The 26,232-nt window shown below is 55.2% G+C and carries 22 protein-coding genes; 8 read left to right on the forward strand and 14 right to left on the reverse strand.

Going from position 1 to position 26,232, the window contains the following annotated elements; translation table 11 throughout:
• Positions 1-11 precede the first annotated feature (11 nt).
• The 5 genes from MKZ79_RS10085 to MKZ79_RS10105 all read right to left on the reverse strand — a co-directional run bounded on the left by MKZ79_RS10085 (position 12) and on the right by MKZ79_RS10105 (position 6,365).
• Positions 12-2,645 (reverse strand): fimbria/pilus outer membrane usher protein, encoded by a 2,634-nt coding sequence (locus MKZ79_RS10085; protein ID WP_336141679.1) that lies wholly within the window; start codon positions 2,643-2,645, stop codon positions 12-14.
• Positions 2,646-2,709: 64 nt separating this feature from the next.
• Positions 2,710-3,411 (reverse strand): fimbrial biogenesis chaperone, encoded by a 702-nt coding sequence (locus MKZ79_RS10090; RefSeq protein WP_336141681.1) that lies wholly within the window; start codon positions 3,409-3,411, stop codon positions 2,710-2,712.
• A gap of 53 nt (positions 3,412-3,464) precedes the next feature.
• Positions 3,465-4,013: a fimbrial protein gene (locus MKZ79_RS10095; RefSeq protein WP_336141683.1), complete on the reverse strand. Its 549-nt coding sequence runs from the start codon at positions 4,011-4,013 to the stop codon at positions 3,465-3,467.
• 94 nt (positions 4,014-4,107) lie between these two features.
• On the reverse strand, positions 4,108-4,560 hold the full coding sequence (locus tag MKZ79_RS10100; protein WP_336141685.1) for a winged helix-turn-helix domain-containing protein: 453 nt from the start codon (positions 4,558-4,560) through the stop codon (positions 4,108-4,110).
• A 728-nt stretch (positions 4,561-5,288) separates the two neighbouring features.
• A complete protein-coding gene (locus MKZ79_RS10105) occupies positions 5,289-6,365 on the reverse strand; it encodes a tartrate dehydrogenase (RefSeq protein ID WP_336141687.1) in 1,077 nt (358 codons plus the stop codon).
• An 83-nt stretch (positions 6,366-6,448) separates the two neighbouring features.
• On the opposite strand from MKZ79_RS10105, the gene MKZ79_RS10110 reads away from it, so the two are divergent.
• Entirely contained in the window at positions 6,449-7,414 is a 966-nt protein-coding gene (locus MKZ79_RS10110; protein ID WP_336141690.1) for a LysR family transcriptional regulator, read from the forward strand.
• Here the strand turns inward: MKZ79_RS10110 and MKZ79_RS10115 are convergent.
• Positions 7,375-7,626 carry a hypothetical protein gene (locus MKZ79_RS10115; RefSeq protein ID WP_336141692.1) on the reverse strand — a complete coding sequence of 84 codons (252 nt, stop codon included), beginning with the start codon at positions 7,624-7,626 and terminating at the stop codon, positions 7,375-7,377. The two genes, MKZ79_RS10110 and MKZ79_RS10115, sit on opposite strands and share 40 nt — an antisense overlap.
• A gap of 487 nt (positions 7,627-8,113) precedes the next feature.
• A complete protein-coding gene (locus MKZ79_RS10120; protein WP_336141696.1) occupies positions 8,114-8,446 on the reverse strand; it encodes a hypothetical protein in 333 nt (110 codons plus the stop codon).
• A gap of 245 nt (positions 8,447-8,691) precedes the next feature.
• Here MKZ79_RS10120 and MKZ79_RS10125 point away from each other — a divergent pair, with 245 nt between their 5' ends.
• On the forward strand, positions 8,692-9,750 hold the full coding sequence (locus MKZ79_RS10125) for a Gfo/Idh/MocA family protein (protein ID WP_336141698.1): 1,059 nt from the start codon (positions 8,692-8,694) through the stop codon (positions 9,748-9,750).
• 103 nt (positions 9,751-9,853) lie between these two features.
• Here the strand turns inward: MKZ79_RS10125 and MKZ79_RS10130 are convergent, their stop codons facing one another.
• Entirely contained in the window at positions 9,854-10,135 is a 282-nt protein-coding gene (locus MKZ79_RS10130) for a hypothetical protein (RefSeq protein ID WP_336141700.1), read from the reverse strand.
• A gap of 253 nt (positions 10,136-10,388) precedes the next feature.
• Positions 10,389-11,870, reverse strand: a complete 1,482-nt coding sequence (gene pdxR, locus MKZ79_RS10135) for a MocR-like pyridoxine biosynthesis transcription factor PdxR (RefSeq protein WP_336141702.1) — start codon at positions 11,868-11,870, stop codon at positions 10,389-10,391.
• 107 nt (positions 11,871-11,977) lie between these two features.
• On the opposite strand from pdxR, the gene MKZ79_RS10140 reads away from it, so the two are divergent.
• Complete coding sequence (locus MKZ79_RS10140; protein ID WP_336141705.1) at positions 11,978-13,237, forward strand: 4-aminobutyrate--2-oxoglutarate transaminase; 1,260 nt, start codon at positions 11,978-11,980, stop codon at positions 13,235-13,237.
• Between the two features lie 45 nt (positions 13,238-13,282).
• Here the strand turns inward: MKZ79_RS10140 and MKZ79_RS10145 are convergent, their stop codons facing one another.
• Together MKZ79_RS10145 and MKZ79_RS10150 are read right to left on the reverse strand one after the other, a co-directional pair.
• Complete coding sequence (locus tag MKZ79_RS10145; RefSeq protein WP_336141706.1) at positions 13,283-14,659, reverse strand: APC family permease; 1,377 nt, start codon at positions 14,657-14,659, stop codon at positions 13,283-13,285.
• A 223-nt stretch (positions 14,660-14,882) separates the two neighbouring features.
• Positions 14,883-16,301 (reverse strand): glutamine synthetase family protein, encoded by a 1,419-nt coding sequence (locus tag MKZ79_RS10150; RefSeq protein WP_336141709.1) that lies wholly within the window; start codon positions 16,299-16,301, stop codon positions 14,883-14,885.
• Between the two features lie 218 nt (positions 16,302-16,519).
• On the opposite strand from MKZ79_RS10150, the gene puuD reads away from it, so the two are divergent.
• The 4 genes from puuD to MKZ79_RS10170 all read left to right on the forward strand — a co-directional run bounded on the left by puuD (position 16,520) and on the right by MKZ79_RS10170 (position 20,758).
• Positions 16,520-17,284 (forward strand): gamma-glutamyl-gamma-aminobutyrate hydrolase, encoded by a 765-nt coding sequence (gene puuD / locus MKZ79_RS10155; protein ID WP_336141711.1) that lies wholly within the window; start codon positions 16,520-16,522, stop codon positions 17,282-17,284.
• Between the two features lie 23 nt (positions 17,285-17,307).
• Positions 17,308-17,865, forward strand: a complete 558-nt coding sequence (gene puuR, locus MKZ79_RS10160) for an HTH-type transcriptional regulator PuuR (RefSeq protein ID WP_336141713.1) — start codon at positions 17,308-17,310, stop codon at positions 17,863-17,865.
• Positions 17,866-17,984: 119 nt separating this feature from the next.
• Positions 17,985-19,475, forward strand: a complete 1,491-nt coding sequence (gene puuC / locus MKZ79_RS10165) for an aldehyde dehydrogenase PuuC (protein ID WP_336141715.1) — start codon at positions 17,985-17,987, stop codon at positions 19,473-19,475.
• A 2-nt stretch (positions 19,476-19,477) separates the two neighbouring features.
• Positions 19,478-20,758 carry an NAD(P)/FAD-dependent oxidoreductase gene (locus MKZ79_RS10170; RefSeq protein ID WP_336141716.1) on the forward strand — a complete coding sequence of 427 codons (1,281 nt, stop codon included), beginning with the start codon at positions 19,478-19,480 and terminating at the stop codon, positions 20,756-20,758.
• Positions 20,759-20,806: 48 nt separating this feature from the next.
• On the opposite strand, the gene queF is transcribed toward MKZ79_RS10170, so the two are convergent.
• The 3 genes from queF to MKZ79_RS10185 are packed head-to-tail and all read right to left on the reverse strand — an operon-like array spanning position 20,807 to position 23,146.
• Complete coding sequence (gene queF / locus MKZ79_RS10175; RefSeq protein WP_336141717.1) at positions 20,807-21,631, reverse strand: NADPH-dependent 7-cyano-7-deazaguanine reductase QueF; 825 nt, start codon at positions 21,629-21,631, stop codon at positions 20,807-20,809.
• Complete coding sequence (locus MKZ79_RS10180; RefSeq protein ID WP_336141719.1) at positions 21,628-22,515, reverse strand: queuosine precursor transporter; 888 nt, start codon at positions 22,513-22,515, stop codon at positions 21,628-21,630. Before MKZ79_RS10180 ends, queF begins: the two co-directional genes overlap by 4 nt.
• Before the next feature lie 19 nt (positions 22,516-22,534).
• Positions 22,535-23,146 (reverse strand): helix-turn-helix domain-containing protein, encoded by a 612-nt coding sequence (locus MKZ79_RS10185; protein ID WP_336141721.1) that lies wholly within the window; start codon positions 23,144-23,146, stop codon positions 22,535-22,537.
• A 747-nt stretch (positions 23,147-23,893) separates the two neighbouring features.
• Between MKZ79_RS10185 and MKZ79_RS10190 the strand changes: the two genes are divergently transcribed.
• Positions 23,894-26,179 carry a TonB-dependent siderophore receptor gene (locus MKZ79_RS10190; protein WP_336141722.1) on the forward strand — a complete coding sequence of 762 codons (2,286 nt, stop codon included), beginning with the start codon at positions 23,894-23,896 and terminating at the stop codon, positions 26,177-26,179.
• The last annotated feature ends 53 nt before the right edge of the window (positions 26,180-26,232 follow it).

Consider the following 26,232-nt stretch of genomic DNA (forward strand, 5'->3'; position numbering starts at 1 on the left):
TGACATCCGTGTTAACTGTGGCTGTGACTGGCATCATGCGGCGTTTCCGCCCTCTCTTGCCCTGGCTGTGTAATGCGAACTGTATCCGCCTCGCAGAGGCCCTCAATGCGCTGAATTACGCCCTGTTCAGAACTGGTCTGCGGCGGAACCGCGTAATTCAGGCTGCACTGCATATCCGGGCTATCTCCCCATTTCACCCGTAGTCGATCGCTCTCTTCCTGAACGCGGGCGTAAATTTCGCCGCCCTGGCCCACCATACCGACATGGGTGCCTTTGCTGTCCAGCACCTCTGCGCCGAAAGCCACCGGTTCGCCTTCATAGGTGGCGGTGATCAGCAGTGCTCTGCCGTGCCGGGTGTTATATTTCAGCTTCACGATGGCGCCTGCCCAGGGAGCGACTTTCTGCGTGGTATTTTCCAGCTCCACGTCGGCGGAAATGCCGTTGGGATCCAGCGAGATTTCGTTCAGCTGCCAGGCGTTCAGATAAGGCACGGCGGCGTAGCCGTTCCAGTCGACGTAAACGCCGGCATAGCTCGAAACTTTGGCGCCCTGGGCGCCTTCCGCTTCGACCAGCGCAAAGGTATCGGAGGTGTAAGGCGACAGCGTGACGCCGCCTGCATGGCCGAGCACGGTACCGTTCAGGCCAGCGGAAAAACTTTGATGACCCGATCCCTTACTCCAGGAGGCGCTAAGGGAGGTGACAGGACTGGTCCAGGAACCGTTGAGAGAGCCGCTGCTCCCCACGCCCTGATTGGCATTCGTCGCGGTAATGCCGTAGCTGAACTGGTTAAACTTGCCCGCCGAGCCGCTTAGCGACGCCTGTTCCGAGGTGCGGCCACTGCTGTTGCGGGCCAGATCCATACGCAGCTGAGAAGTCTTTCCCGTCATCCTGTTATCCAGCGGCAGGCTAAAGTTCAGCTGGTAATTATTCTCCGTGGTGCCGTTCAGGGAGTAAGTTCGGTTGATGCTGACACCCCAGGATAAGCTTTTATAGTGGCTGCTGTAGCCGAGCTGATACTGCTTGCTGCTGCCGCTCCGGTTCCAGTAATCCTGCAGCGAACTGCTGACGTAAAGGCGTCCCCAGCTGTCAGGCAATCCCTGGCTGACCGTAACCACAAAACGGTTTTTAGCGCGCCAGAGCGACTCCATTGATAACTCGCCTTCGGCAAGCGCTTCCCGCGTCTGCATCGCCGTCATCAAATCCATATAGCCGCTGGTGGAGAAACGATAGGCCGCCAGCGAAACCTGGCTGCTGGTCTCACTGACGGTGTGGTTATAGCTGAGCTGAAAGCTCTGACCGCTCATGGCGCTGTCGTAAGTAGTGTTGCCGTGGTTTTCCAGGCTGGCGCGGGCGTGCGTGACGTCCAGCGCAAAAGCGCCGAGCTCGGTGCCCAGCGCGAGCCCTGACTGCAACGCGTAATAGTTCGGGCTGGCCTGAAAACCGCCGTAGGCGGTCAGCATATTGCTCAGGCCGTACTGTAGCGTGCCCTGATAAAACATGGGCTCCTCCGCAAGCGAACTGTTGCGTAGCCTGCCGGCAGTCAGAGAATAGCGGCTGTTGCCCGGCCTGAGCAGCTGTGCGACGGAAGAGTAAGGGACCTCGAAGTGACGTTCGCTGCCGTCGGATTCGCGTATGGTCACGACCAGATTACCGCCGTAACCAGTTGGATAGAGATCGCTAATCAGAAACTCGCCAGGCGGCACTGTGGTTTCATAAATTACCTGATTTGACTGACGAACAGTCACCCGTGCATTGGTACGAGCAACGCCGCGGATCTCCGGCGCATAGCCGCGCAGCGAACCTGGCAGCATAGCTTCATCGCTGGCCAGCTGCGCGCCGGTAAAAGGCAGCGTATCAAACAGCTGTCCAGAAGTATTCGCCTGACCAAGCAGCATCCGGCTGTTCAGCGCCGGAATACTGTGTTGCATATAAGTATTGATAGCGCTGTATTTCTTTTCACCCTCTTCAACCCAGTTCCAGCTGCCGTTATGGCGCAGATACCAGCCGGCAATATTGAGTCCGGCGCTGAGATTGGCGTAGAGAGAGTTGTAGCTACTGCCTCCGCTCTCGCTGCTGTAGGCGCTGGCGTTATAGCTCAGCAGCGCCGCTGGGATACCGCTGTCCCAGCGATCTTTACTTATTTGTCCACGCGCGTTGCGCAGCAGATATATTTGCGGCATGGCGATATCGAGGCGCTGTTCGTTGCTGTCATAGGCAACGTGAGTGCCCTCAACTTTTGCCGTAAGATTAATACAGCCCGGCTGTTTTTTTTCCTGTTTCAAAAAATCTGCAGGAAGTTTACTGTCGTTAAAAGGGATATTTTTTACAATATCGTCAGAAATACAGGGTAAAACGATGTTATCACCGTTAGTTTTAAACTGGATTTGATAATTTCCCAGGTGATCGTTATTCACATAGACTGCGGTAAGATAAGTTCCCGGTAACGCGGAAGCGCCGTTTGCGAAACGGCTAAGGTCAATAGTACTTTTATCGCCAACGTTCAAAAAAGTTGAGTCAAACTCAACGTTTTGCGCCGTCTCATTTGGAAGAGAAGGCGTGGTATTTAACGCATGGGCGGAAGAAATAAAAGGGAAAATAAAAAATAATTTTTTCCACCTTGTTCCCTGTATAAAAGTGTTTTCCATAAAAATCCTTTTTATAAAAAACCGTGTTAACAGTCACCAACTTGCCGTGACAAAAGCTATATGATTATTTTATCTGTGTATCAAAACTAACAACTGCGCCATAATCATTGACATAGGTTACGGTAATTTTTTCGCCTGCCTTACCGGCAAGAGTGAATGATGCTTTTGCAAAAGGGGCAATCATATCGGCTTCAACTTGTTTTCCGTTAACCGCAATGCCGACCAGCGAAATATAATAGGGTGTAGGATTTTTAGCGGTGAGCTGCTGACCCTGCGTATGCCAGACCAGCGCTTTTGCTGCCTCATTAGCTTTGCCCTTCAACACGACCGGTCTGAAAAAAAGTTTTATGCGCGAGCGAAAAGCCATCTGTAAATAATTTTCATCTTTAAGCAGTGGGTTTTTCGCCGGGATCTCCAGCACGTTCAGCCAGTATACTGATTCCCGGTCGGCAGGCAGAGGTTGGCCGTTATAGCTGATACGCAACGTTTGTCCTTTTTCCGGCTCTACGCGATTAATGGGTGGTGTAAGTACGAAAGGTACGTGAAGCGTTTCCGGTTTGGCCTTCGCGTCGCCGTCATCAATCCAGCTCTGGATTAAAACGGGTCTTTTGCCTGTGTTATTTAATTTTACGCTGACTTCCCTGGCATCGGAAGGATAAATAACCCGCGTGCCGGTAATAACCACGCTTGCAGAGGCAACGCTGCATAGCGTCGCCAGCAGAACGAAACCAAAAGTTTTGATGCTTAAAAATAAAGATTTATTCATGCCTGTCTTCTCTGAGAAAAACAGGGAGACTATCGTCCCCCTGCCTGGCGATATTATTTGTACTGCAGGTTATAGTTAACGAAGCTGGTCACAGTACCAGCTGTTGTTTCACCATTGGCATAATAGCGGACGGCATAAGACAATCCCGCTTTGCCGCTGGCAATAGTGGCATAATTAGCGGTGGTGATCTGATCCTGGGAACCGATATTAATAATTTTCCCTGAATCTTCATTATCAGTATAATCAATGAGCTGCAGTACTACATTTTCTGCTCCAGCGGTCGCTTTGTTAAGCAGACGACCATTGCTATCAACAGTATCGCCGTTTTCAAAAAACGCAGATACTGTAGTCAGAGAACCGGTACAATTGGTTAACGCCATTTCAAATTTCGTTTCACCAGCAACTTGTCCTGCCGTTGTCAGAGAGGAGGTACCAACAGAAGGTAGGGTGACTGTAGCGTCCGCAGCCTGATCGGCTACTACGACATCACAGGTATTGGCATTCAGATCACCGTTAAATGTAATCGTACCGCCTGATGCCGCCTGAGCATTGACCCCAGCAAAAGCAGTCGCCATAGCGGCCACAATCAATAATTTTTTCATGATATATCCTTATATTAAAAAAAGTTAAAACTAATCCGCCCTTGTAAAGGGAGATTATTTTTTCCGTCTGCGACGGTATTTGTAGAGCGTTTTACTACAAATTCTTGGCGTCAAAATAGTAAATGGGCTTAACGCGTTCTTTATTAATGCAAAAGCCCCTTACGTGATCCTTTTCGGTTCGAGTAATAAAGTCGTCGGAAATACCCAGCATGGAAAGCTTATTTCTCAGACAATGCATAACCTGCCACAGCCGCTGCGACGAAGAGCTGAGGCCATATTTGTCCCATACATTCGTTAATATCTCTTCATTGGCAATAACGTTGCTGTCAGCATGCTCCAGAAGATAAAGAAAAAGACGCATCATGGTTTTTCTGAGTTTTATTACGCTTCGGCTCTTTTCATTTGAGAGCTGGGTAATATTAATCACCCGGTTCTGGGCGATGTTTACCTGGATATCGGGTTCGATCATGTAACCGTAGATTTTTGCACTTTTCCAGTCCATTTTTGCCTCCATGCGAATCTCCAGGCGGCTTCTGAAGCGCGCCAAACGGGAGCTCCTTACCCGAATAGGGCTATAGTACCCGCTGAGCTAAACGCCTCTCAATACTCAATTTTTGCTTTTGAAAAATTTTATGATTACACACAAATATAGTTGTTAAGCCTGAGGTTTTTTTTGTTTCTTATTATTTTATTCTGGTGAGTTGCTTTAATGAGGATTGTTTTGCTGTTTGCGATAAATATTAATCATCAAACATAAAATCTATTTTTAGATGTCTTTTTAGCATCAAATACTGGGTGATTTTGTTTTACTGACTATTTTATTAACAATGTTGCAGCTATTTCTTAACGATGAATAAGTTGTTTCACTGCTCCTTAACCTCTTTCTTTAGTAATTTGTATAAGTTATCGCCAAATTTTATCGTAAAAAAAGGCGTGTTTAAGATGATTGTTAAATCGAGTAAGTTAAATCGGTAATTACTAGCCAGGAATATTCTCAGATGATAAATAATGGCGGGAAATCCATGCGACATAATTAAATCCAGTTTTTAATAAGAATACTCTCATAATTTTTTATGTTTACAAACTCTCTGCCGCTAATATTTGCAATTATCAGACAAAGAGGAGAAATAAAGGGGAAATGGAGAGAAAAACGCCCGCCCGGGATGACCTGCCACCACAGGTAAAATCCGCCATCCATGGCCAGGCGCGAGTTCTCCGTATCCTGTTTCCCCTCGCTGGGGGTTACTGGCAAGCGATCTTTTCTTTATTACCGCCTTACAGCGCGGCGGCGATAGCGTTGCCTGTATCGACCGTCTGGCCCGCGCCGCCCATATCCGGCGTCAGCAGCGCCTTGTCACCGTTTCCCAGCACCTGTTCAATGGCCGCCAGCACGGCGTTGGCCGCTTCGCTATGGCCCAGGTGTTCCAGCATCATGGCGCCGCACCAGATTTGCCCAACCGGATTGGCTATGCCTTTGCCGGCGATATCCGGCGCGGAGCCGTGTACCGGCTCAAACAGGCTGGGGAAATTCCTTTCCGGATTGATATTAGCGGAAGGCGCGATACCGATAGTGCCGGTACAGGCCGGCCCCAGATCGGAGAGGATGTCGCCAAAAAGATTGCTGGCGACCACCACGTCGAACCTGTCGGGGTGCAGGACAAAGTGCGCCGTTAAAATATCGATATGGTATTTATCCACGGTTAGCTCGGGATAGCGGCTATGCATGGCTTCCACGCGACTGTCCCACCACGGCATGGTGATCGCGATGCCGTTAGACTTGGTGGCGGAAGTCAAATGCCTGGCGGGACGTTTTTGCGCCAGATCGAAAGCGTATTTGAGGATGCGGTCAACGCCTGTTCGGGTCATTACCGTTTCCTGAATCACAATCTCTCTTTCCGTATCGGGAAACAGGGTGCCGCCTACGCTGGAGTACTCGCCTTCGGTGTTTTCGCGCACCACGTAAAAGTCGATATCGCCAGGCTTGCGGTCGGCGAGAGGCGATTTTACGCCCGGCAACAGCCTGACCGGGCGCAGATTGACGTATTGATCGAACTGTCGGCGAAACTGCAGCAGCGATCCCCACAGCGAAATATGATCCGGTACGATATCGGGCCAGCCGACCGCGCCGAAATAGATGGCGTCGAAAGGCTCAAGCAGGCTGAACCACTCATCCGGCAGCATTTTGCCGTGCTGCTGGTAGTAGTCGGCACTGGCGAAATCAAACCAGCTCCACTCAAGCGCGATGCCGAATTTTTCGGCAGCGGCGCTGATAACCTTTACGCCTTCCGGCATCACTTCTTTGCCAATTCCATCGCCGGGGATAACGGCGATCCGATAGTTCGCTACGGCCATGCTGCTTCTCCTGAAAAAGTTAGCTTTCCGCGCCGAGTCTATTGCAGCATTATGGTTAAATAATTAGCCTGGAATTCAATGCAATGTTAACCAGAAGTAGAGAACTGGCGACAACCAGCGAAGATCTGCGCTTTTTTATGCGCGTCGCCGCGCTTTCCAGCCTGACCGAAGTGGCTCGTGAGCTGGGGCTGAGCCTCCCTGCGGTCAGCAAAAGGCTGGCGTTGCTGGAGGAAAAACTTGGCGTGCAGCTGGTAAGGCGTACTACCCGACGGCTGGAACTCACGCCTGAAGGCGTTCTCTACGCTGAAGGCGCCAGGCCTATTCTTAGCCAGCTGGCGCTGCTGGAAGAAGAGGTCAGCCATGAAAGCGCTACGCTACAGGGCAGCCTGAATATCAACGCCTCATTCGGTTTCGGACGTCGCTACGTCGCGCCGCTGGTTTCGCAGTTTGCCGCCCAACACCCCGCGCTGACGCTGAATTTACAGCTCTCCAGTCAGCCGCTCAATTTTTTGAATGCAGGTATTGATGTGGATATTCGGATCGGCGACGTACCGGATTCCCGGCTGGTGGCGCGGCGTATTGCTGCTAACCATCGGGTGGTGTGCGCTTCGCCGGACTATCTGGCGCGCCACGGCACGCCGCAGCGCATCGAAGATTTGGCGCAGCATAATTGCATCGTGCTGCGGCAGCACGAGGCTGATTTTACCATCTGGCGTTTTAGCCAGGCGGGAAAAGAGATTCGGCAAAAGGTACAGGGGAGTCTGACCACTAATGATGGCGAAGTGGCCATGCGGCTGGCGCTGGATGGTCATGGTCTGGTGTTGCGATCCTGGTGGGATGCCCGCGAAGCGATCCTTAGCGGCAGGCTGGTTCAGGTGCTCTCCTGCTGGCAGCTCCCTTCAGCGGACATTTACGCGGTTTACAGTCAAAGCAGGCGGACGCCGAAAAGAATCAAGTGCTTTGTGGACTATTTGCTTGCCCGCCTGAGTGAATATACCGTCGCTATGCCTCAGGGGCGGCAGGTGACGGGCGAAGGGGAGCGGCCCTGACGCTCATGGCGCACCTGACAGCAGAAATAGCATGCTTTAACCTGGCTGCCAAAGCGAACCCGGGCAATGGTTAACGCCTGCATCGGCGCATAAAAACTGCCGATAAAAGCCAACTTATCTTTTTGTGGCATTTTCTGGCATCCGCGCCTGTGCAGCAAATGAAAATCGGTCGGTTCAGGTTGTTGAGTCACGTAATAATATTCAGCTTGCATACTATCTATCTCTTCCTTCCTAAGCAGACAACTTTGTTAGATCCATGATAGCTTTTATTACCTTAGTTTAAATCAGTAATGAGACGGCAGTGTAATTTACAGACAAATACCATAAAAGCTTGTTAAGGATAATTTATTAATAACAAAAATCATTCTGTTTCAGGAAGGCTTGTTCTTATTAATTTCGCCTCAGGCGCTATTGTTGTTTGTTATTTTTTACTTTTATCAAAGAAGAATTCGCTTTTCCGTGGCCTTAAAAATAGCGCTTTTGCCACGGGAAATAGCCGGGAAACTGGTCTGCTCAGTGTGGAAATAAATAATATCCAGTCTCATTTAGCGCCAGGCTTAGGTAGATCGCCGCAGCCGAACGGAGAGCTATCCTTGACGGAGGATATCTCTCTGCCGTCGCTGCAGAGTGGAAAATGCTACAGAAATGGTAAACCGTTGTCGGGGAGAAAAACGGCCTGTCAGCGCCAGGCCGCGCTCGCTAGCGGGTGGTTTTGGGCAGCATAAGATCCAGACAGGCGTCCATTCCCTGGCCGGCGCGGGTTTTATCCTGAGCGTTTAGCCGTTTGTAGCGCTGGAAGGCGCCGCGTGCCGATACGGCGTCGAAAGAGACTTTATCGAACGCGTAAGAAGAGTTTTCATTGATGATAACTTCGCGCAGTTTATCAGTGAAGTCCGCTTCTGAGGCAGCGGCGTGCATATCATTGATCACCACGCAGGCGGCGGCATAGTAGTGCGGATCCTGCTGATGGCTGCCGGAAGTCAGATAAAGCCCGCCTGCGGCGGCGGCCAGCAGCGCCGCAAGAGCAATCATTTTACGTTTCATACAGATATTTTAACATTGGAGTGTGGCGGCGAGCTTAGCGTGCCAAAGGGTTTTTCGCCAGGTTAACGCGGATGCTGTTGCACGTTGGTAGAAGAAAAAGGGCTGAGGGTTTTCCATCAAAGCGTCGGGTACCCTCCAGGGTTTCCGGGCATATAGTGTTGATAAGACCGGCGAAACAGCCGGCACAGACCTCTTTTCCCCGGACGGCAGTCCGCAAAATACAAGGAGCCGGTATGTTTCCCTCTTCTTTACCCGTACCTAAACTTCCCAATCCCGAAACCGTTCCCGCTTTACGCTGGGGCATTCTTGGCCCCGGCTGGATCGCCGCGCATTTCGCCAAAGCGCTGCGGGAGAACGGCAGGCAGAAGCTGGCCGCCGTTGCCGGACGCAACGGCGAAAAAACGCGCGCTTTTGCCGATAAATGGGCTATCCCTCAGGTTTTTACCTGCGCGGATGAGCTGTACGCGGCCCGTGATGTGGATGCGATCTATATCGCTACGCCGCACAACCACCATTTTCCCGACGGCCTGAAGGCGCTGCAAGCAGGCAAGCACGTGCTGATTGAAAAGCCGCTGGCGCTCAACGCGCGTGAAGGCGCGCAGCTGCAGGCGGAAGCGCAGCGGCAGGGCGTGCTCTGTATGGAAGCGATGTGGTGCGACTTCACGCCGAAATATAGCGTCCTGCGCCAGCTACTCGCTGACGGCGCGCTGGGCGATCTGCATACGCTGATAGCCGATCACGGCGAGTTTTTTACCCCCGATCACCGCATTTTCAACGCGGATCTGGCGGGCGGCCCGATGCTGGATTTAGGCAGCTACCTTATCGCCTTCAGCATGATGATCGGCGGCGCGGCGTCGCGCGTTCAGGCCAGCGGCCAGCCTGCCGAAGGCGGCGTTAACGGGCAGGCCTCAATGCTGCTGCAGCACGAAAACGGCATGCATTCGGTGCTGAACACCACGCTGTTCAGCAATACGCCGGGCAGAGCGGTTATTGCCGGCCGCGAGGCGACTATCGTGCTGGACGGGCAATTCTACGCGCCGGGCGGCTTTGTGCTGACCGCCAGCCAGGGAAACAAAACGCTGCGCTGGGAAGAACCGAACAATCGCTACGTCCAGCTTCATCATGAAGCCGATCATTTTGCCTGGTGCATAGGTCAGGGCATGACCGATTCTTCGGTTCGCCCGTTGGCCAGCTCGCTGCTGACGCTCGCCACTATGGATGAGGTACGCCAACAGTTGGGCATTGTCTTTAACGAAGAGAAGTCTGGCCATCCTGCATTCCGGAAGCGTTAAATCGCCTTAAAGAAAACCGACCAGCGCGAACGACAGAAAAGTTAACCGCAAAAGAAAGGCAGATCGCGAAGACCTGCCTTATACAGAACCGGTATCTGCCCTTTTAGGCAGCAGATGAGCTATCGGAGGTCGTGTCCGTCGCTGCGCTATTCAGGCTGCTCAGGAAGCTGGACAGGAAAGAAAGCTTCGCATAGGTGCGTGACAGCGCCAGCGCCTTATGCGTCAGGCCCATAATTGTCCAGCCATCTGTTGCGCTGGCAATAGAGTCAACGGTAGTCTGCAATGAAGTTGAAACGTTTTCCATCGCTGAACCGATACCGGTAATGACTTCGGCCAGACCGGCGCCGCTTACCCTCTGTACTTCGTGTTGGCTGATTTCTCTCATTACTTTCTCCTTGTATATAAGGTTAATACAGCGAGGGAAATATTATTTTTTGATAGCCACAGAGTAAACGGGCTAATATCCTAATTACAAAAAATTAGCACAAAAAGTCTATTTTCCTGCATGAGAAGAATAGCGCTATTTAAGCAGTGCCTTTACATGAATATTGTTACTCATGTTCGGTATTTTTAATTATTAATAACGCCTGAAAAATTCCGGAATAAATAGTAAAGCGACCGCCCGCAATAAAACGGGCTTAGCGCTGCAGCAGCGGCAGCAGGGCGCGGGCGATGGGGCGGAAGGTTTCCGCCATTGCTTCCGCCTCGACGCAGGCGTAGCCCAGGATCAGGCCGCGCCTTTTGGCTACGCCCATATAGTAAACCGAAAGCGGGCGAGTCCAGACGCCTGCCTGCTCCAGCCCGGCGCTGAAGGCCACGTCGTCGATCTCCTGCGGCAGCGCCAGGATCAGATGCAGTCCGGCGTGGCTCTCCTGACCGATAAACGCTTCGCCCAGCTGCTGGCGGATCGCCGTGACCAGCGCCTCACGTCGCTGGCTGTAAAGCTGGCGCATACGGCGAACGTGCGCCGCGTAGTGGCCCTCGCGGATAAATTCCGCCAGGGTTAGCTGAGTCAGGCCGTAGCCGCCGCGATAGAGTTCGGAATGGGCGATTTTCAGGCGCGCCGTCAGCGAATCTGGCAGCACCATATAGCTGGTGCGCAGCCCCGGATAGAGCGTTTTGCTGAAGGTGCCTAAATAGATGACGTTGCCGGCCTGCGCCAGCCCCTGCAGCGCCGGCACGGGATTTTCACCAAAGCGGAACTCGCTGTCGTAGTCATCTTCGACAATCAGGCTGCCCCAGGCCTGCGCCCGATCGAGCAGCGCCTTACGACGCGCCAGGCCCATGACCGCACCGGTCGGATATTGGTGGGAAGGCGTGACGCAGATCAGCCGCGGCGGCGAGACGTGCGCCTCTTCCGCAGGCAGCGTCAGGCCTTCATCATCCACCGTCACGGGCACCGTTTCCAGGCCGTTGATCTCCAGCACGCTGCGATGGCCCCAATAGCCAGGCTCCTCTACCCAGACCCGATCGCCAGGATTGCAGAGCATTTTCGCCAGCAGATCCAGCGACTGATGGGTGCCGGAAGTAATCAGGATTTGCTCGGGCGTGCATTTAACCGATCGCGCCACGCGCAAATAGTCCGCCAGCGCCTGCTGGAGCGGCGCGTAGCCGCCGTGCTGCGAATAGCTCAGCGTTTCCACCGGCAGCCGCAGGTTTAAACGCCGCGAAATTTTACGCCAGGTTTTTTGCGGGAAATGCCGTACGTCCGGCACGCCGGGCATAAATGCGCCCCACTGGCGCTGACTGGCGCCCGCGCGGTTCAGCAGCTGCTCGCCTCGTCGGGAAAGCGTGATGCCATCGGTTGAACGACCTTCAGCAACGGGCGGCGCGATGGCGGAGAGATCGCTCTCCGGCAGCACGGCGCTGACGAAGGTGCCGCTGCCCGCGCGGGTAGAGAGATAGCCTTCCGACTGCAGCTGCTCGTAAGCGGCCATCACCGTATTGCGCGACACGCCCAGCTCTTTCGCCAGATCCCTTGAGGCGGGCAGGCGAGTGCCGGGCGCGACCATGCCCGCCTGGATAGATTGCTGCAGGGCGTCATAAAGACGCTTGCCCAGCGTGCCCGACGTCGCCTGTCCGAGATGGCAGGCGAGCAGATCGCCGACGAGTGTGCGCAAAGTGGCTCCCTAAAATAGTCAAAACTGGCTCTGGATAATAGCACCTCATCAGCGCTAAAAATCAAAGTAATTCAGGCAGAACGCTTTCCTATAACGAGGTGCAAAACATGAACGATACTCTCCGTCAGCGCCGTCTGGACGCCACACCACGCGGTGTGGGCGTCATGTGTGATTTCCTGGTGGATAAAGCCGAGAACGCGACGCTTATCGACACCGAAGGGCGTGAATATATCGACTTCGCGGCGGGGATCGCCGTGCTCAACACCGGCCATCGCCATCCAAAAGTCATCGCCGCCGTGCATAAGCAGCTGGAGCGTTTCACCCATACCGCTTTCCAGGTTATTCCCTACGAGAATTATCTTTCGCTGGCGGAGCGTCTGAACGAACTGGCGCCGGTAGCGGGAAAAGCGAAAACCACCTTTTTCACCACGGGCGCAGAAGCTGTCGAAAACGCGGTGAAAATCGCTCGCGCCGCTACCGGTCGTCCCGGCATCATTACCTTTACCGGCGCGTTTCACGGCCGCACCATGATGACCATGGCGCTGACCGGCAAAGTGGCGCCTTATAAAACCGGCTTTGGGCCTTTTCCCGGCTCGGTGTTCCATGCCCGCTATCCCAACGAGCTGCACGGCGTCAGCGTCGAGGATTCGCTAAAAAGCCTGGACGATATCTTCCACTGCGATATCGCGCCGCAGGATGTGGCCGCCATTATTTATGAACCGATTCAGGGCGAAGGCGGCTTTAACGTCGCGCCGTCGGCGTTCGTCAGCGCGCTGCGCCGCCTGTGCGACCAGCACGGCATTCTGCTGGTGGCGGACGAGATCCAGACCGGTTTTGCACGTACCGGCAAAGTTTTCGCCAGCGAATACTATCCGGACGCGAAGCCGGATCTGCTCACGATGGCGAAAAGCCTGGGCGGAGGTTTTCCCATTTCCGGCGTGGTTGGCCGCGCTGAAGTGATGGACGCGCCGGCGCCTGGCGGGCTTGGCGGCACCTACGCCGGTAACCCGGTTGCGGTCGCGGCGGCTCATGCGGTGCTGGATATCATTGAAGAAGAGCAGCTGTGCCAGCGCGCCGATCAGCTGGGTGCGGCGCTCAGCGAAGCGCTGCTGAGCACCAACAATCCGGCTATCGCGCAGGTGCGTGGACGCGGCTCGATGATCGCAGCGGAGTTTAACAATCCGGATACCGGCGCGCCGGATGGCGCTATCGCCCGCGATATTCAGCAGCGCGCGCTGGCGCAAAACCTGATCCTGCTGACCTGCGGCGTGCACGGCAACGTTATCCGCTTCCTCTATCCGCTGACCATCCCGGACGATCAGTTCAGCCGCTCGCTGAATATTCTGACCTCGATTCTGAAAGCGTAAAACCTTCCCCGGCAAGCTTCTGCCTGCCGGGGATGATTTTTCCCGCTACTTACCGCCCAGCTCCGCGCGCAGCTTATCGAACTGCGGCGGCGGCTGGCGAAAGCGGCGGGTCAGCCAGGCCAGATAGATCACGCCAAGCCCCGCCCAAATCAGCCCCATCGTCAGCGACGTCGCCTCCAGATTAACCCACAGCACCGCGACCGTAGCGGCGCCCACCAGCGGCAGCAGCAGATAGTGCAGCTTCTCTTTCCAGGATTTATTGCGGCCTTCGCGGCGGTAAAAGTGGTTAAACACGGCGATATTCACGAAAGTGAAGGCGACCAGCGCGCCAAAATTAATCAGCGCCGTGGCCGTCACCAGATCGAAATACATGGCGGAAAGCGCCACGACGCCGACCATAATCACGTTCAGCGCCGGCGTACGCCACTTCGGATGCACATAGCCGAACACCTTTTCCGGAAAGACATTGTCGCGGCCCATGACATAGAGCAAACGGGAAACGCTGGCGTGGGAAGCCAGGCCGGAGGCGAGCGTGTTAATAAAGGTGGTGCAAAGAAAAATTGACTGGAACAGCTTGCCGCCGACATAGAGCGCGATCTCCGGCAGCGCGGCGTCGGGATTTTTAAAGCGGCTGATATCCGGGAAAAAAAGCTGCATAAAGAAGGAGGCGGCGATAAAAATCAGCCCGCCGTAGAGCGCCGTCAAAAAGATAGCGCGCGGGATGGTTTTTCCGGCGTTATGCGTCTCCTCAGAGAGCGTGGTCACGGCGTCAAAGCCGAGAAACGAGAAGCAGACGATGGTCGCGCCGGTGATAATGGGGATCAGGTGCGCATTCTGGCTGACAAAAGGCTGCAGCGACCAGACCGTACCGACGCCTTCGCCGCGATAAAGCCCGTGGATTACCAGAAAAATAAACACGCTGATAATCGCGACCTGCACCAGCACAAACAGCGTATTGAAGTTCGCCACCAGACTGACGCTTTTCAGATTGGCGGCGGTCATGATCGCCACAAATCCCACGACCCAGATCCAGGGCGGCACTTCCGGGAAGAGTACCGAAAGATAGATTTTCGCCAGCAGCACGTTGATCATCGGCAGGAACAGATAATCCAGCAGCGAAGACCAGCCGACCAGGAAGCCAACGTGAGGACTAATCGCCTTCTGCGCGTAGGTATAAGCGGAGCCGGCTTCGGGAAACTGCCGCACCAGCTTGCCGTAGCTGATGGCGGTAAACAGTACGCCGGCGAGCGCCAGCAGATAAGAGGCGGGAACGTGGCCGTGGCTGATGCCGGAAACGATGCCGAAGGTATCGAACACCGTCATCGGCGTCAGGTAGGCCAGACCCATCATCACTATCTGCCAGAGCTTCAGGGATTTTTTCAGTCCGGGTCTGGTCGGGTTTTCCTCAGAGACGTAAGCCATCAACAACCCCCTTGCGGCTGTGTGATATGGGCGGGAAACGCCGCCGTAACGGCGGCGGCAGGCGGATTTATTACGTACAAAGCAGGTAAGAGGTGCACCATCTCCGGGCCTCATAAACGATGTCGTTCCGCCGCCGCTTTTTCTCCCTTCGGCGACAGGGGGGACGAGCCGGGTATACCGGCAGAAGGATGTCCCGACTCCCGCCGGGACGCGTACAGGAACGTCAGGCGTTTTTCAGCATCCACTCAATTTCTGTATCTGTGATCAGGCGCTCAAACTGGGTCAGTTCGTTGCTCTTGCAGGCGTGCCAGACGTGGCTGAATCGTTCGCCAAGCTGGCGACACAGCGCTTCGTGCTGGGCGAACTCCCACAGCGCATCGCTCTGGCGGATCGGGAACGGCAGGCCATCCTGCTCCAGACCGTTGCCCTCGACTTTCGGCGGCAGCGGCAGCTCGTTATCCAGACCGTGCAGAATACCGGCGAAAATCGCGGCCATAACCAGATAGGGATTGGCGTCCGCGCCCGCAACCCGGTACTCCACGCGGTGATTATCGCGATCGCCGCAGGGAATGCGCAGGGCAACGGTGCGGTTATTGTGGCCCCAGGAAGCCTGCGTCGGCACATACATGCCGGCCTGGAAGCGGCGATAGGAGTTGATATTGGGCGCCAGCAGCGCCATCGAGGCGGGCATCATCTCTATCATCCCGGCCAGCGAGCGTTTCAAAATGGCGGAATCCTCGCCGTTACGCTCGGCCAGCACGTTCTCGCCTTTGTCGTTCAGCATACTGATATGAATATGCATTCCGCTGCCGGCGTACTCTTCATAAGGTTTGGCCATAAAGGTAGCGTGCATATGATGTTTTTCCGCCACCAGCCGCACCAGCCGCTTCAGCGCCAGCGCATGATCGCACGCCTGCAGCGCGTCGCGGGTATGATGCAGGTTCACCTCGAACTGGCCCGGCGATGCCTCCGCCAGCGCACCGTCAGCCGGGATCTTCTGCTGGCGCGCAAGGTCGTCGATATCGCTTAACACATCGGCAAAGTGGTTGAGGTTATCCACCGAGTAAACCTGGCTTTGCATATTGCGATCCTGAGTGCCGGGCGCGCAGGGCGGCTGCAGATAGCCTTCGGCGTCGCGCTGCCGATCCAGTAAATAGAACTCCAGCTCTACCGCTACCACGGGATGCAGGCCGCGCTGCCGCAGCTGCTGCCATAAACGATTCAGCACGTTTCGCGGTTCAACGTCAAAGGGAGCGCCATCTTCATCCAGCATCGTCAGCAGCAGCTGGGCGATAGCTTCCGGATCGGCGGCGGAAGGCGTCAACGTTCCGGCGATGGGGAGGCAGACGCGGTCTGGTTCGCCGGAAGCCTGGCCCAGGCCCGCTTCCTCCACCACGTTGCCGAGGATATCCATAGCGAAAACGGAGGCGGGAAAATAGCAGCCTTTTTCCAGCTTGCGCAGCGCCGCAACCGGGATGCGTTTTCCGCGGAAGCAGCCGTTCAGATCGGTCAGCATCACATCGACATACTGCGTGGCGGGATAACGGCTCAGATAGGCTTCCACCTCTCGGGCGAAGGCGCTGCTCCGTCTCTCTTCAACCGGCTGTACAAAATTTTCAACTGCTACGAGATTAGTTTCCATGATTCACCACTGTTGGCTTTGTGTGGGATAACGGCATCGTGTTCACGATGTTAAATATAATGCACACAAAATGAATCTATACGGAAACAAAATGTTTTTCAAATGTTGCATTTGATTTAAAAAAGGGTTATCAAAATAACATGCAGTGGAAATATTGAACGTTTCAGGTAATTTCAGGCGCCTTTGTAAAAAATTTAGTCCGGAACAAGAGGTTAAGCATGGTCGATATATTTTACAGGCCAATCGTTGGGGTGGTGATGTGCAGCAACCCCGTCAAAGGCCAGCAGAGTCATACCTTGCAAAATAAGTACCTGAACGCGGTGTTGGAGGCGGGCGGCGTGCCGATTGCCCTGCCGCACGCGCTGGCGCAGCCCGATTTGCTGGCAAGCGTGGTGCCTTTGCTGGACGGCATAGTGCTGCCCGGCAGCCCCAGTAATATGCAGCCGCACCATTATGGTGAAAACGGCGATGAGCCTGACGCCGATCCCGGGCGAGATCTTCTGAGCATCGCGCTAATCACGCAGGCGCTCGAAAGGCGCATCCCCATTTTTGCCATCTGCCGCGGACTGCAGGAGCTGGTGGTGGCGACCGGCGGCACGCTTTATCGCCGGCTTTGCGACTATCCGCAGTTTCTTGAGCATCGCGAAGATCCGGATCTGCCGCTCGATCAGCAGTATGCGCCTTCGCACGAAATCAAAATTCAGCCGGCGGGATTAATTTCGCAATTGATACCCGAAAGTAAAACATTCTGGGTAAACTCGTTACACGGGCAGGGCGCGAAAACCCTGGGCCCGCGGCTGCGCGTGGAGGCGTGTTCGCAGGATGGGCTGGTGGAAGCCGTCAGCGTGCACGATCACCCTTACGCGCTGGGCGTGCAGTGGCACCCGGAATGGAAAAGCAGCGAGTATGCGCTGTCGCGCATCCTGCTCGAGGGATTTATTACGGCCTGTCAGCAGCACCACGCTGAAAAGCAGCAGCTCTGACCCACATTGAAGGAAATGCGTTTATGAACAATGACGGCCTGGCACCAGGCAAGCGTTTAGCCGGGATCCGCCAGCAACTGGGCCTGTCGCAGCGCCGGGTTGCCGAACTGTCTGGATTAACACACAGCGCCATCAGCACCATTGAGCAGGACAAGGTCAGCCCGGCGATCAGTACGCTGCAAAAGCTGTTGAAAGTTTACGGGCTGTCGCTGTCCGAATTTTTCGCGGAGCCGGAGATCCCGGATGAGCCTCAGGTGGTGATCAACCCCGACGAGCTGATTGAGATTGGCAGTCAGGGCGTCTCCATGAAGCTGATCCACAACGGCGCGCCGACCCGCACGCTGGCGATGATGATAGAAACTTATCAGCCCGGCACCACTACAGGAGAGCGGATCAAGCATCAGGGGGAAGAGATAGGCACCTTGCTGGAAGGGGAAGTCGTGCTGAAATTCAATGGTCAGAGCTATCATCTCGTGGCGCAGCAGAGCTACGCCATTAACACCGGTATTCCGCACAGCTTCAGCAACACCTCGGCAAAAGTTTGCCGCATTATCAGCGCCCATACGCCTACCACTTTCTGACGCTTCGCCGCCGCTCCGCCTGTTAACGTCCCTCCCGGGAGCCGCTCCCGGGAACCTGCGCCCGTCTTTTCGTCAGGCCGGGAAACATTTGTCTGTTCTCATGCAAAAAAGGAGTGGTCATGGATTTTCACGATCTGAATTACTGGCAGGCGCTGGCTCGCACCTGCCAGCCCGAAAGCCGGCTGTTTATTCGCGGCGAGTATCAGGCAGCGGTCGGCGAGGCTCTGTTCGTCAGCGAAAACCCGGCGACGCAGCAGCCGCTGGCGACGGTGGCGCGCGGCGATAAAGCGGATGTGGATCGAGCGGTCAGCGCCGCCCGTGAAGTCTTTGAGCGTGGCGACTGGTCACTGGCCGCGCCGTCCGTGCGCAAAACGGTGCTGCTGCGGCTGGCGGATCTGCTGGAACAACATCACGAAGAGCTGGCGCTGCTGGAGACGCTGGATACCGGCAAGCCCATTCGCCACAGCCTGCGCGACGATATTCCCGGCGCCTGGCGCGCTATTCGCTGGTATGCCGAAGCGATCGATAAAGTCTATGGCGAGGTCGCGCCTACCGGCGGCAGCGAGCTGGCGCTGATCACCCGCGAGCCGATCGGCGTGATCGCCGCCGTGGTGCCGTGGAACTTCCCGCTGCTGCTGGCCTGCTGGAAGCTTGGCCCGGCGCTGGCTGCGGGCAACAGCGTGGTGCTGAAACCTTCCGAAAAATCTTCGCTGACCGCGCTGCGCTTCGCCGGGCTGGCGCGGCAGGCCGGACTGCCGGACGGCGTGCTGAACGTCGTTCCCGGCTTTGGCGACGAAGCGGGTCAGGCGCTGGCGCGGCATCCGGATGTCGACGTCATGACTTTTACCGGCTCGACCCGCACTGCGAAGCAGCTGTTAAAGGACGCGGGCGAATCCAATATGAAGCGGGTCTGGCTGGAAGCGGGCGGTAAAAGCGCCAATATCGTCTTCGCCGACTGCCCCGATCTGCGCAAAGCGGCAGCGGCGACCGCCGCCGGGATCTTCTATAACCAGGGCGAAGTTTGCATAGCGGGAAGCCGCCTGCTGGTGGAACAGAGCATTGCCGACGTTTTCGTTAACCTGCTGAAGGCGGAAGCGCGTAAATGGCAGCCCGGCGAGCCGCTCGATCCCAACACCACGCAGGGCACGCTAATTGATAACGATCACGCGGAGAAAGTGCGGGAGTTTATTCGCAAGGGCGAAGCGCGCGGCAATCTGCTGGTGCTGGATGGCCGCCTCAGCCCGCATCCGGCCGCCGTTGGGCCGACGATTTTTACCGATGTCGACGCGCGCGATCCGCTCTTTCTGGAAGAGATATTCGGCCCGGTGCTGGTGGTCAGCCGTTTTAAAGACGAAGAGGAAGCGCTGGCGCTGGCCAACCACAGCGATTACGGCCTGGGCGCGGCGGTCTGGACGCAAAACCTGTCGCGCGCGCACCGCATGAGCCGTCGCCTGAAGGCCGGTTCCGTCTTTGTGAACAACTATAACGACGGCGATATGACCGTGCCGTTCGGCGGCTATAAGCAGAGCGGCAACGGCCGCGACAAATCGCTGCACGCGCTGGAAAAATTCACTGAACTGAAAACCACCTGGATCTCCCTGGAGTCGTAATCATGACTGAACATACGCAAAGCTACTATGCCGCCAGCGCCAACGCCTACACGCCGTTTCCGGCGCTGGAAGAGTCGCTCTCCTGCGACGTCTGCATTATCGGCGCGGGCTATACCGGCCTCTCTTCGGCGCTGCATCTGGCGGAAAACGGTTATAAGGTTGTGGTGCTGGAAGCAGCGAAAGTCGGCTTCGGCGCCAGCGGCCGCAACGGCGGCCAGGTGGTCAACTCCTACAGCCGCGATGTCGACGTGATCGAACGTAGCTACGGCGCCGAGGCTGCGCGCATGCTGGGCAGCATGATGTTTGAGGGCGGCGACATCATTCGCGAACGCATTAAACGCTACAACATCGCCTGCGACTATCGGCCCGGCGGCCTGTTTGTGGCGCTGAACGCCCGCCAGTTCGCCACGCTGGAAGAGCAGAAACAGAACTGGGAGCGCTACGGCAACGACCAGCTGGAGCTGCTGGATGCTGACCAGATCCGCCGCGAGGTCGACAGCGATCGCTATGTCGGCGCGCTGCTGGACAAGCGCGGCGGCCATCTGCATCCGCTGAACCTGGCGATTGGCGAAGCGCAGGCGGTAGTGCTGAACGGCGGGCAGATTTTCGAGCAGTCGCCGGTGGTAGAGATCCAGCATGGCAATCCGGCCATAGTCAAAACGGCGAAAGGGCAGGTCAGCGCGCGCTACGTGATCGTCGCGGGCAACGCCTATCTCGGCAACAAGCTGGAGCCGACGCTGGCGAAGCGCAGCATGCCTTGCGGCACTCAGGTGCTGACCACCGAGCCGCTAAGCGCGGAGATGGCCGCTTCGCTGATCCCCTCCAATTACTGCGTGGAAGACTGTAACTATCTGCTGGACTACTTTCGGCTGACCGCCGACAACCGGTTGCTGTACGGCGGCGGCGTCGTTTACGGCGCGCGCGATCCGGATGATATCGATCGGCTGATTATGCCGAAGCTGCTGAAAACCTTTCCGCAGCTGCAGGGCGTGAAAATCGACTATCGCTGGACGGGCAACTTCCTGCTGACGCTGTCGCGTATGCCGCAGTTCGGCCGCCTGCAAAACAATATCTACTATATGCAGGGCGACAGCGGCCACGGCGTCACCTGCACGCATCTGGCCGGACGGCTGATTTCGGAAGTGCTGCGCGGCGACGCCGAGCGTTTTGACGCTTTCGCTAAGCTGCCGCACTATCCTTTTCCCGGCGGCCGTAATATGCGTATTCCGCTGACGGCGATGGGCGCGGCCTGGTACAGCATCCGCGACAGGCTTGGGGTATAGTTTTCAGGATAGCGGGGAACGCAAAGCGTCGCGTTCCCTGCGCAAAGATTACTGGCGCACAAGGCGGCCGGTAGACGGCGTGGTTTCAAAATCGCTGCGGAACGGGTTGATATCCAGCCCGCCCCGGCGGGTATAGCGGCCAAACACGCTCAGCTTTTCCGGACGGCAGTAGTGTTTGATATCGTTGAAAATCCGCTCGATACACTGCTCATGAAACTCGTTATGCATCCTGAATGAAATAAGATAGCGCAGCAGTTTTTCCCGCTCGATCTGCTTCCCTTCATAGCGAATCACCACGCTGCCCCAGTCGGGCTGATTGGTCACCAGGCAGTTAGACTTCAACAGGTTAGAAGAGAGCGTCTCTGCTACGTTTTCGCCGTGGGCTGCATCCTGAAGATGGGCCGGATTAAAATCATAATCCTCAACGCTGATATCAAGATGATCGATACAGTCGCCCGGCAGCGCGGCGGCGAAAGCGGGATAACCCGCTAAATCGGTATAGAGCTTTACCTCCACCTTGCCGTTTGCCGCCTGCGAAAGATCTTTCTCCAGCGTGGCCGCAACGGCTTCCGGCGCGGCGAAGCTGGTCTGGTTGAAGCTGTTAAGGTAAAGCTTGAAAGACTTCGACTCGATCAGATGCTCGCTGGTGGCCGGAATAATAAATTCCGCGATGGCGACGATAGGCTTGCCTTTGGCGTTCAGCCAGGAGAGTTCGAAACCGGTCCACAGATCGAAGCCGGAAAAGGGCAGCGCCGCCGCCAGGCCGATCTCATCGCGGCCGCGCGAGCGCGGCAAAGCTTCCAGTAATGCTGGCGCATAGTGTTGAACGTAGCCGGTGCTTTTCCCCAGCAGCGTAATCTCTTCTGTTTTCATACGAATTCCTCTGCGCATGGCGTCTGTTTTTCTTTATTGATATAGCGTCTGAACAGCTCGCGGGTAGCGTAAATAGGGCCGACGCCTAGCAGCGCGTAGCCAAGTTTGATAATAAACTGCGAGATGATCATAGTTTTAATCGTCGCCATGCTGAGCACGTTGTGAAACGCCAGCGTACAGAAAATGGCGCTATCGATAGCGGAAGCGATAACGTTGCTGCTCAGCACGCGAATAAACAAAAAGCGGGAGTTGGTCAGCTCTTTGATTTTACAAAGGATCAGCGAGTTAACGTTCTCGGAAACCAGATAGGCGACGGAAGAGGCGAACAGCACGGAGACAATGCTGTCGACAAAAGTCGCGTAAGAAATATTCAGTTCCCACTCTTTCAGGCCGGGCAGCAGGCTGGTCAGCCACAGGCCCGCCACAAACAGCGTGTTGGCGATAAACGAAATAAATATCGTTCTTCGCGCCATTCTCAGCCCGTAAAACTCGTTGACGATATCTACCAGGATAAACGACAGCGGATAGAAAAAAATGGCGGGCGGCACCACAAAATTGACCACGGGGATCAGCACCGGTTTTACGCCGCTAACGGTGCTCAGGGTATAAATCACCGTCAGGGCGAGGCTGATAATCAGATAGGCGTACCAGGAACGTTCATGCCGGTCGCCAAGATCGTAAGAGGTTACCGTGTCGCTGTCGCCATACAGGCGGCGATAAAGCGCCTTTAGCTCATGTCGGTTCAAATCGTCCGCTATCTCGCTGCTTTCCAGCTCGGCCAGACCGATGCTGATATGCTTGCCGGTCGCCAGCACCATCACGTTAGCCGCAATGGCGTCCGAGCGAGTAAAGCCCAGCAGCTTATATTTCTTGTTTGGTTCCATGCAGAACAGTCCTCGGGGTTTATTGAATTCTTTCTTCGATAACGGCGCCTGCCAGCAAGGCGCCCTGTTCCGCGGCAGAGGCAAGACCTGACTCGCCTTGCCCGATAAAAAGCCTGCTGTCCGGGGTATAAAAAAGGGCAAGCTGTTTCTCTTTCGGCGGCGTGTGACGCTTGATAATAAGAATATCGCCAGGAAAAAAGAGGTTGTTTAACGGCGCGTCCACCTGAAGCGCGACAGCATTGGCGACATCGCCGAAAAACCAGGTTACGGGATAGCAGGTTACCAGTTGGCCGATCCTTTTATCCTGGCTGCGGATAAAAGCCGACTGGGGAATAATCGGCAGCGCGGCGGGATTTTTATCACCGTCGGGCGAGAGCGTATTTTCAATCAGCTCGAAAGATTGCAGATCGTGATTTTCAATAATCTCGCAGGAAACACCAAAAAAGTCCGCTATTCGCGTAACGGTAGAGCGCTGCACATTATTGACTTTGCCATCCAGAATTTTATACAGCGTTGCGCGAGTCACGCCGGTACGGCTGGCGAAGGAAACCTTGGTTTCGCCGCGGCTTTTTATAATATAATCTATATTATTGATTATATTGTCTTTTCTGCGAAGTGGCGTCGTTTTCATGGCGGGCGTCCCAATGCGATTATGCGCGGCATCTTATAAGTTAATTTAATGTTATACAACCGTTGTTGAAAAACGAGTAGACAAAACAGTTTGGATTTTGTCTGTTTTTTTGCATATGTTTCCTTATAATTTATGATTAAAATCAATGAATTGAAGTTTACACAGCAAAACAGTAGCCATTTTCAGGCTGTTTTTGTCTCTTTTTTTGTTGACTTCAGTAGGGTGGTAAGATTAAGTTAACTGCATAAAGCAGCACAAAATAATAAAATCTCCAGTATTTTTGCTAACGCCAGGGAATCTCTCTTGTCTTCACGCCGTCAGACAAATCTGCCGCAGCCAAATCCGATATTTGGCGCAGCAGGTTTGTCACGCGTTAATCCTCTTTAGCGGCGCCTTTTGCTGAAGAAAAAAATAAATAATCCGTCATTTCTCGCCGGGCGTCGCCAGTGCGCCTGGTCGTTATGCCTGTCCGTAAATTCCCCCATGATTCTGGGGATTCTTATATAAAAAATTAATTTTCCCCGCTTCAGGAAAATGATTGTCTGTAAGCCCGTTTATTCTCCTGAGATTACGCTTCTTATAAAAACCAGCGTGCGTAGGCGCAACTGAAATAGCGCCTTCAGCAGGCAAAGCATTCAGGGCCAATCATTTTCAGGTGAGAAAATTCTCAATTGTAATTAATAATCATTCTCATTATAGTGCGCCTTTCCGTTTTTTGGCTTTACAGGGCAGGTGGCTAATTCCATTATGAAAGTTACGTCTACATTATCGCTTCTGACTTCAATGATTGCCTGCGGGCTGGTTACGTATGCGGCGCAGGCCGACGACGCCGCTACCGTCAAACCTGCGCCGATGAAAGAGCAGCCGAAAACGCTGGCCGTTCAGCAAACCCAGAACAGTGCCGAAACCACCATGACGGTCACCGCCCGCGAACAAACGCTACAGGCGCCTGGCGTTTCGACTATCGACAGTGAAGCGATAAAAAAACATCCCATCCAGCGCGACGTGGCGGAAATTATTCGCACCATGCCGGGCGTCAATCTGACCGGCAACTCCAACAGCGGCCAGCGCGGCAATAATCGCCAGATCGACATTCGCGGCATGGGGCCGGAGAACACGCTAATTCTCATCGACGGTATGCCGGTCAGCAGCCGCAACTCGGTACGCTTCGGCTGGAGCGACGAGCGCGACACGCGCGGCGACACTAACTGGGTGCCGCCGGAAATGATCGACCGCATCGAAGTGATCCGCGGCCCGGCCGCCGCCCTTTACGGCAACGGCGCGATGGGCGGCGTGGTCAATATCATCACCAAGCCGACCACGGATGAGTGGCATGGCGCGCTCAACACCTACTTCAATATGCCGGAGCATAAATCCGAAGGCGCTACCCAACGCTACAACGCCAACCTGAGCGGCGCGCTGGCGGATAACGTGACGCTGCGGCTCTACGGCAACTGGAACAAAACCCAGGCCGACGCGCAGGACATCAATGAAAGCCACACTACGCCGCGCATCGGCTCTTACGCCGGCTCGTATCCTTCCGGCCGTGAAGGCTTTATCAATAAAGATATTCATTCCGCGCTGCGCTGGGAATTTTTGCCGCGTCAGGCGCTGGAGCTGGACGGCGGTTTCAGTCGTCAGGGTAATCTCTACGCTGGCGATACGCAGAACACCAACAGCAACGCGCTGGTGAAAAAATATTATGGCAAAGAAACCAACGTGCTTTATCGCCAGTCGCTCAGCCTGAAATACACCGGCGCCTGGGATAACGGCGTCACTACCAGCAACTACGTCCAGTTTGAAAAAACGCGCAACACCCGACTTAACGAAGGATTATCCGGCGGCATTGCGGGCATTTTTAGCCCGTCCAATGAAGGCTTTTCCACCATTACGCTCTACGACACCAATCTGCATTCCGAGGTCAATATTCCCTTTGAACAGTGGGTGAGCCAGACGGTGACGCTGGGCGCGGAGCTGAATCATCAGGCAATGAAGGATCCCGCTTCCAACACCGAATCCACCTCGGCAGGCGGCGCAGTGGAAGGAATTGCCAGCAGCGGACGCGATATCAACAGCTCGGCCGATATTTACGGCCTCTATATGGAAGACAATATTGAGCTGACGGAAACCACGCGCCTGACGCCGGGCATTCGCTTCAACCATCAGAGCATTACCGGCAGTAACTGGAGTCCGGCGCTGAACCTGTCGCAGGAGCTGGGCAGCGACTTTACCCTGAAGCTGGGTATCGCCCGCGCCTGGAAAGCGCCAAACCTTTATCAGACCAACCCCAACTACCTGCTGTTCAGTAAGGGCCAGGGTTGTTATGACAGCGCCGGCTACTGCTATCTGCAGGGTAACCGCGATCTCAAGGCGGAAACCAGCGTCAATAAAGAGATCGGCATTGAATATAACCATGATGACGTGCAGGCCGGGTTGACCTGGTATCGCAACGACTATCACGACAAAATCGAAGGCGGCTACGCGGCGGAATACTCTAACGGCACTTCGGATGTCTACAAGTGGGAAAACGTGCCGAAGGCGGTGGTGCAGGGGCTGGAAGGCACGCTCAACTTCCCGCTTAGCGCGGTGGTGACGATGAAAAACAACTTCACGTACATCATCGATAATCAGAATAAAACCACCGGCGACTATCTCTCGATTATCCCGAAATACACTATTAACTCGACGCTGGACTGGCAGGCTACCAACGATCTTTCCGTACAGGGAACGCTAACCTGGTACGGCCGCCAGAAACCGAAAAAATATAACTATAAGGGCGAGGCGACTTCCGGCAGCGAAACGCGTCAGGTTAAACCTTACGCGCTGGTGGGTGTCAGCGCGACCTGGAGCGCGACCAAAAACCTGGACGTGACGGCCGGTATCGACAACCTGTTTGACAAGCGCCATTTCCGCGAGGGCAACGCCCAGAGCACCGGCAACGCTACCACTGGCGCGTATCTGTGGGGCGCGGGCGCTAACACCTACAACGAACCGGGCCGCACTTACTATATGCAGTTGGGCCTGCATTTCTGAAATGAACCCGGCGGGCAGCCTGTCGCCTGCCGGGCAGTAATCGGGCCGCGCGA

It is taken from the genome of Erwinia sp. CGal63, assembly GCF_037026505.1.
In the GTDB taxonomy this organism is placed as follows: domain Bacteria; phylum Pseudomonadota; class Gammaproteobacteria; order Enterobacterales; family Enterobacteriaceae; genus Erwinia.

Excerpts from the sequence above, each read along its gene's own strand:
- MKZ79_RS10190 (WP_336141722.1), top strand. The coding sequence starts at position 23,894 with ATGAAAGTTACGTCTACATTATCGCTTCTGACTTCAATGATTGCCTGC.
- MKZ79_RS10110 (WP_336141690.1), top strand. The coding sequence starts at position 6,449 with ATGTTAACCAGAAGTAGAGAACTGGCGACAACCAGCGAAGATCTGCGC.
- MKZ79_RS10125 (WP_336141698.1), top strand. The coding sequence starts at position 8,692 with ATGTTTCCCTCTTCTTTACCCGTACCTAAACTTCCCAATCCCGAAACC.
- puuC (WP_336141715.1), top strand. The coding sequence starts at position 17,985 with ATGGATTTTCACGATCTGAATTACTGGCAGGCGCTGGCTCGCACCTGC.
- MKZ79_RS10170 (WP_336141716.1), top strand. The coding sequence starts at position 19,478 with ATGACTGAACATACGCAAAGCTACTATGCCGCCAGCGCCAACGCCTAC.
- MKZ79_RS10150 (WP_336141709.1), bottom strand. The coding sequence starts at position 16,301 with ATGGAAACTAATCTCGTAGCAGTTGAAAATTTTGTACAGCCGGTTGAA.
- MKZ79_RS10140 (WP_336141705.1), top strand. The coding sequence starts at position 11,978 with ATGAACGATACTCTCCGTCAGCGCCGTCTGGACGCCACACCACGCGGT.
- puuD (WP_336141711.1), top strand. The coding sequence starts at position 16,520 with ATGGTCGATATATTTTACAGGCCAATCGTTGGGGTGGTGATGTGCAGC.
- MKZ79_RS10180 (WP_336141719.1), bottom strand. The coding sequence starts at position 22,515 with ATGGAACCAAACAAGAAATATAAGCTGCTGGGCTTTACTCGCTCGGAC.
- MKZ79_RS10145 (WP_336141706.1), bottom strand. The coding sequence starts at position 14,659 with ATGGCTTACGTCTCTGAGGAAAACCCGACCAGACCCGGACTGAAAAAA.
- MKZ79_RS10120 (WP_336141696.1), bottom strand. The coding sequence starts at position 8,446 with ATGATTGCTCTTGCGGCGCTGCTGGCCGCCGCCGCAGGCGGGCTTTAT.
- MKZ79_RS10105 (WP_336141687.1), bottom strand. The coding sequence starts at position 6,365 with ATGGCCGTAGCGAACTATCGGATCGCCGTTATCCCCGGCGATGGAATT.
- MKZ79_RS10095 (WP_336141683.1), bottom strand. The coding sequence starts at position 4,013 with ATGAAAAAATTATTGATTGTGGCCGCTATGGCGACTGCTTTTGCTGGG.
- MKZ79_RS10085 (WP_336141679.1), bottom strand. The coding sequence starts at position 2,645 with ATGGAAAACACTTTTATACAGGGAACAAGGTGGAAAAAATTATTTTTT.
- MKZ79_RS10090 (WP_336141681.1), bottom strand. The coding sequence starts at position 3,411 with ATGAATAAATCTTTATTTTTAAGCATCAAAACTTTTGGTTTCGTTCTG.
- MKZ79_RS10115 (WP_336141692.1), bottom strand. The coding sequence starts at position 7,626 with ATGCAAGCTGAATATTATTACGTGACTCAACAACCTGAACCGACCGAT.
- queF (WP_336141717.1), bottom strand. The coding sequence starts at position 21,631 with ATGAAAACAGAAGAGATTACGCTGCTGGGGAAAAGCACCGGCTACGTT.
- MKZ79_RS10185 (WP_336141721.1), bottom strand. The coding sequence starts at position 23,146 with ATGAAAACGACGCCACTTCGCAGAAAAGACAATATAATCAATAATATA.
- puuR (WP_336141713.1), top strand. The coding sequence starts at position 17,308 with ATGAACAATGACGGCCTGGCACCAGGCAAGCGTTTAGCCGGGATCCGC.
- MKZ79_RS10130 (WP_336141700.1), bottom strand. The coding sequence starts at position 10,135 with ATGAGAGAAATCAGCCAACACGAAGTACAGAGGGTAAGCGGCGCCGGT.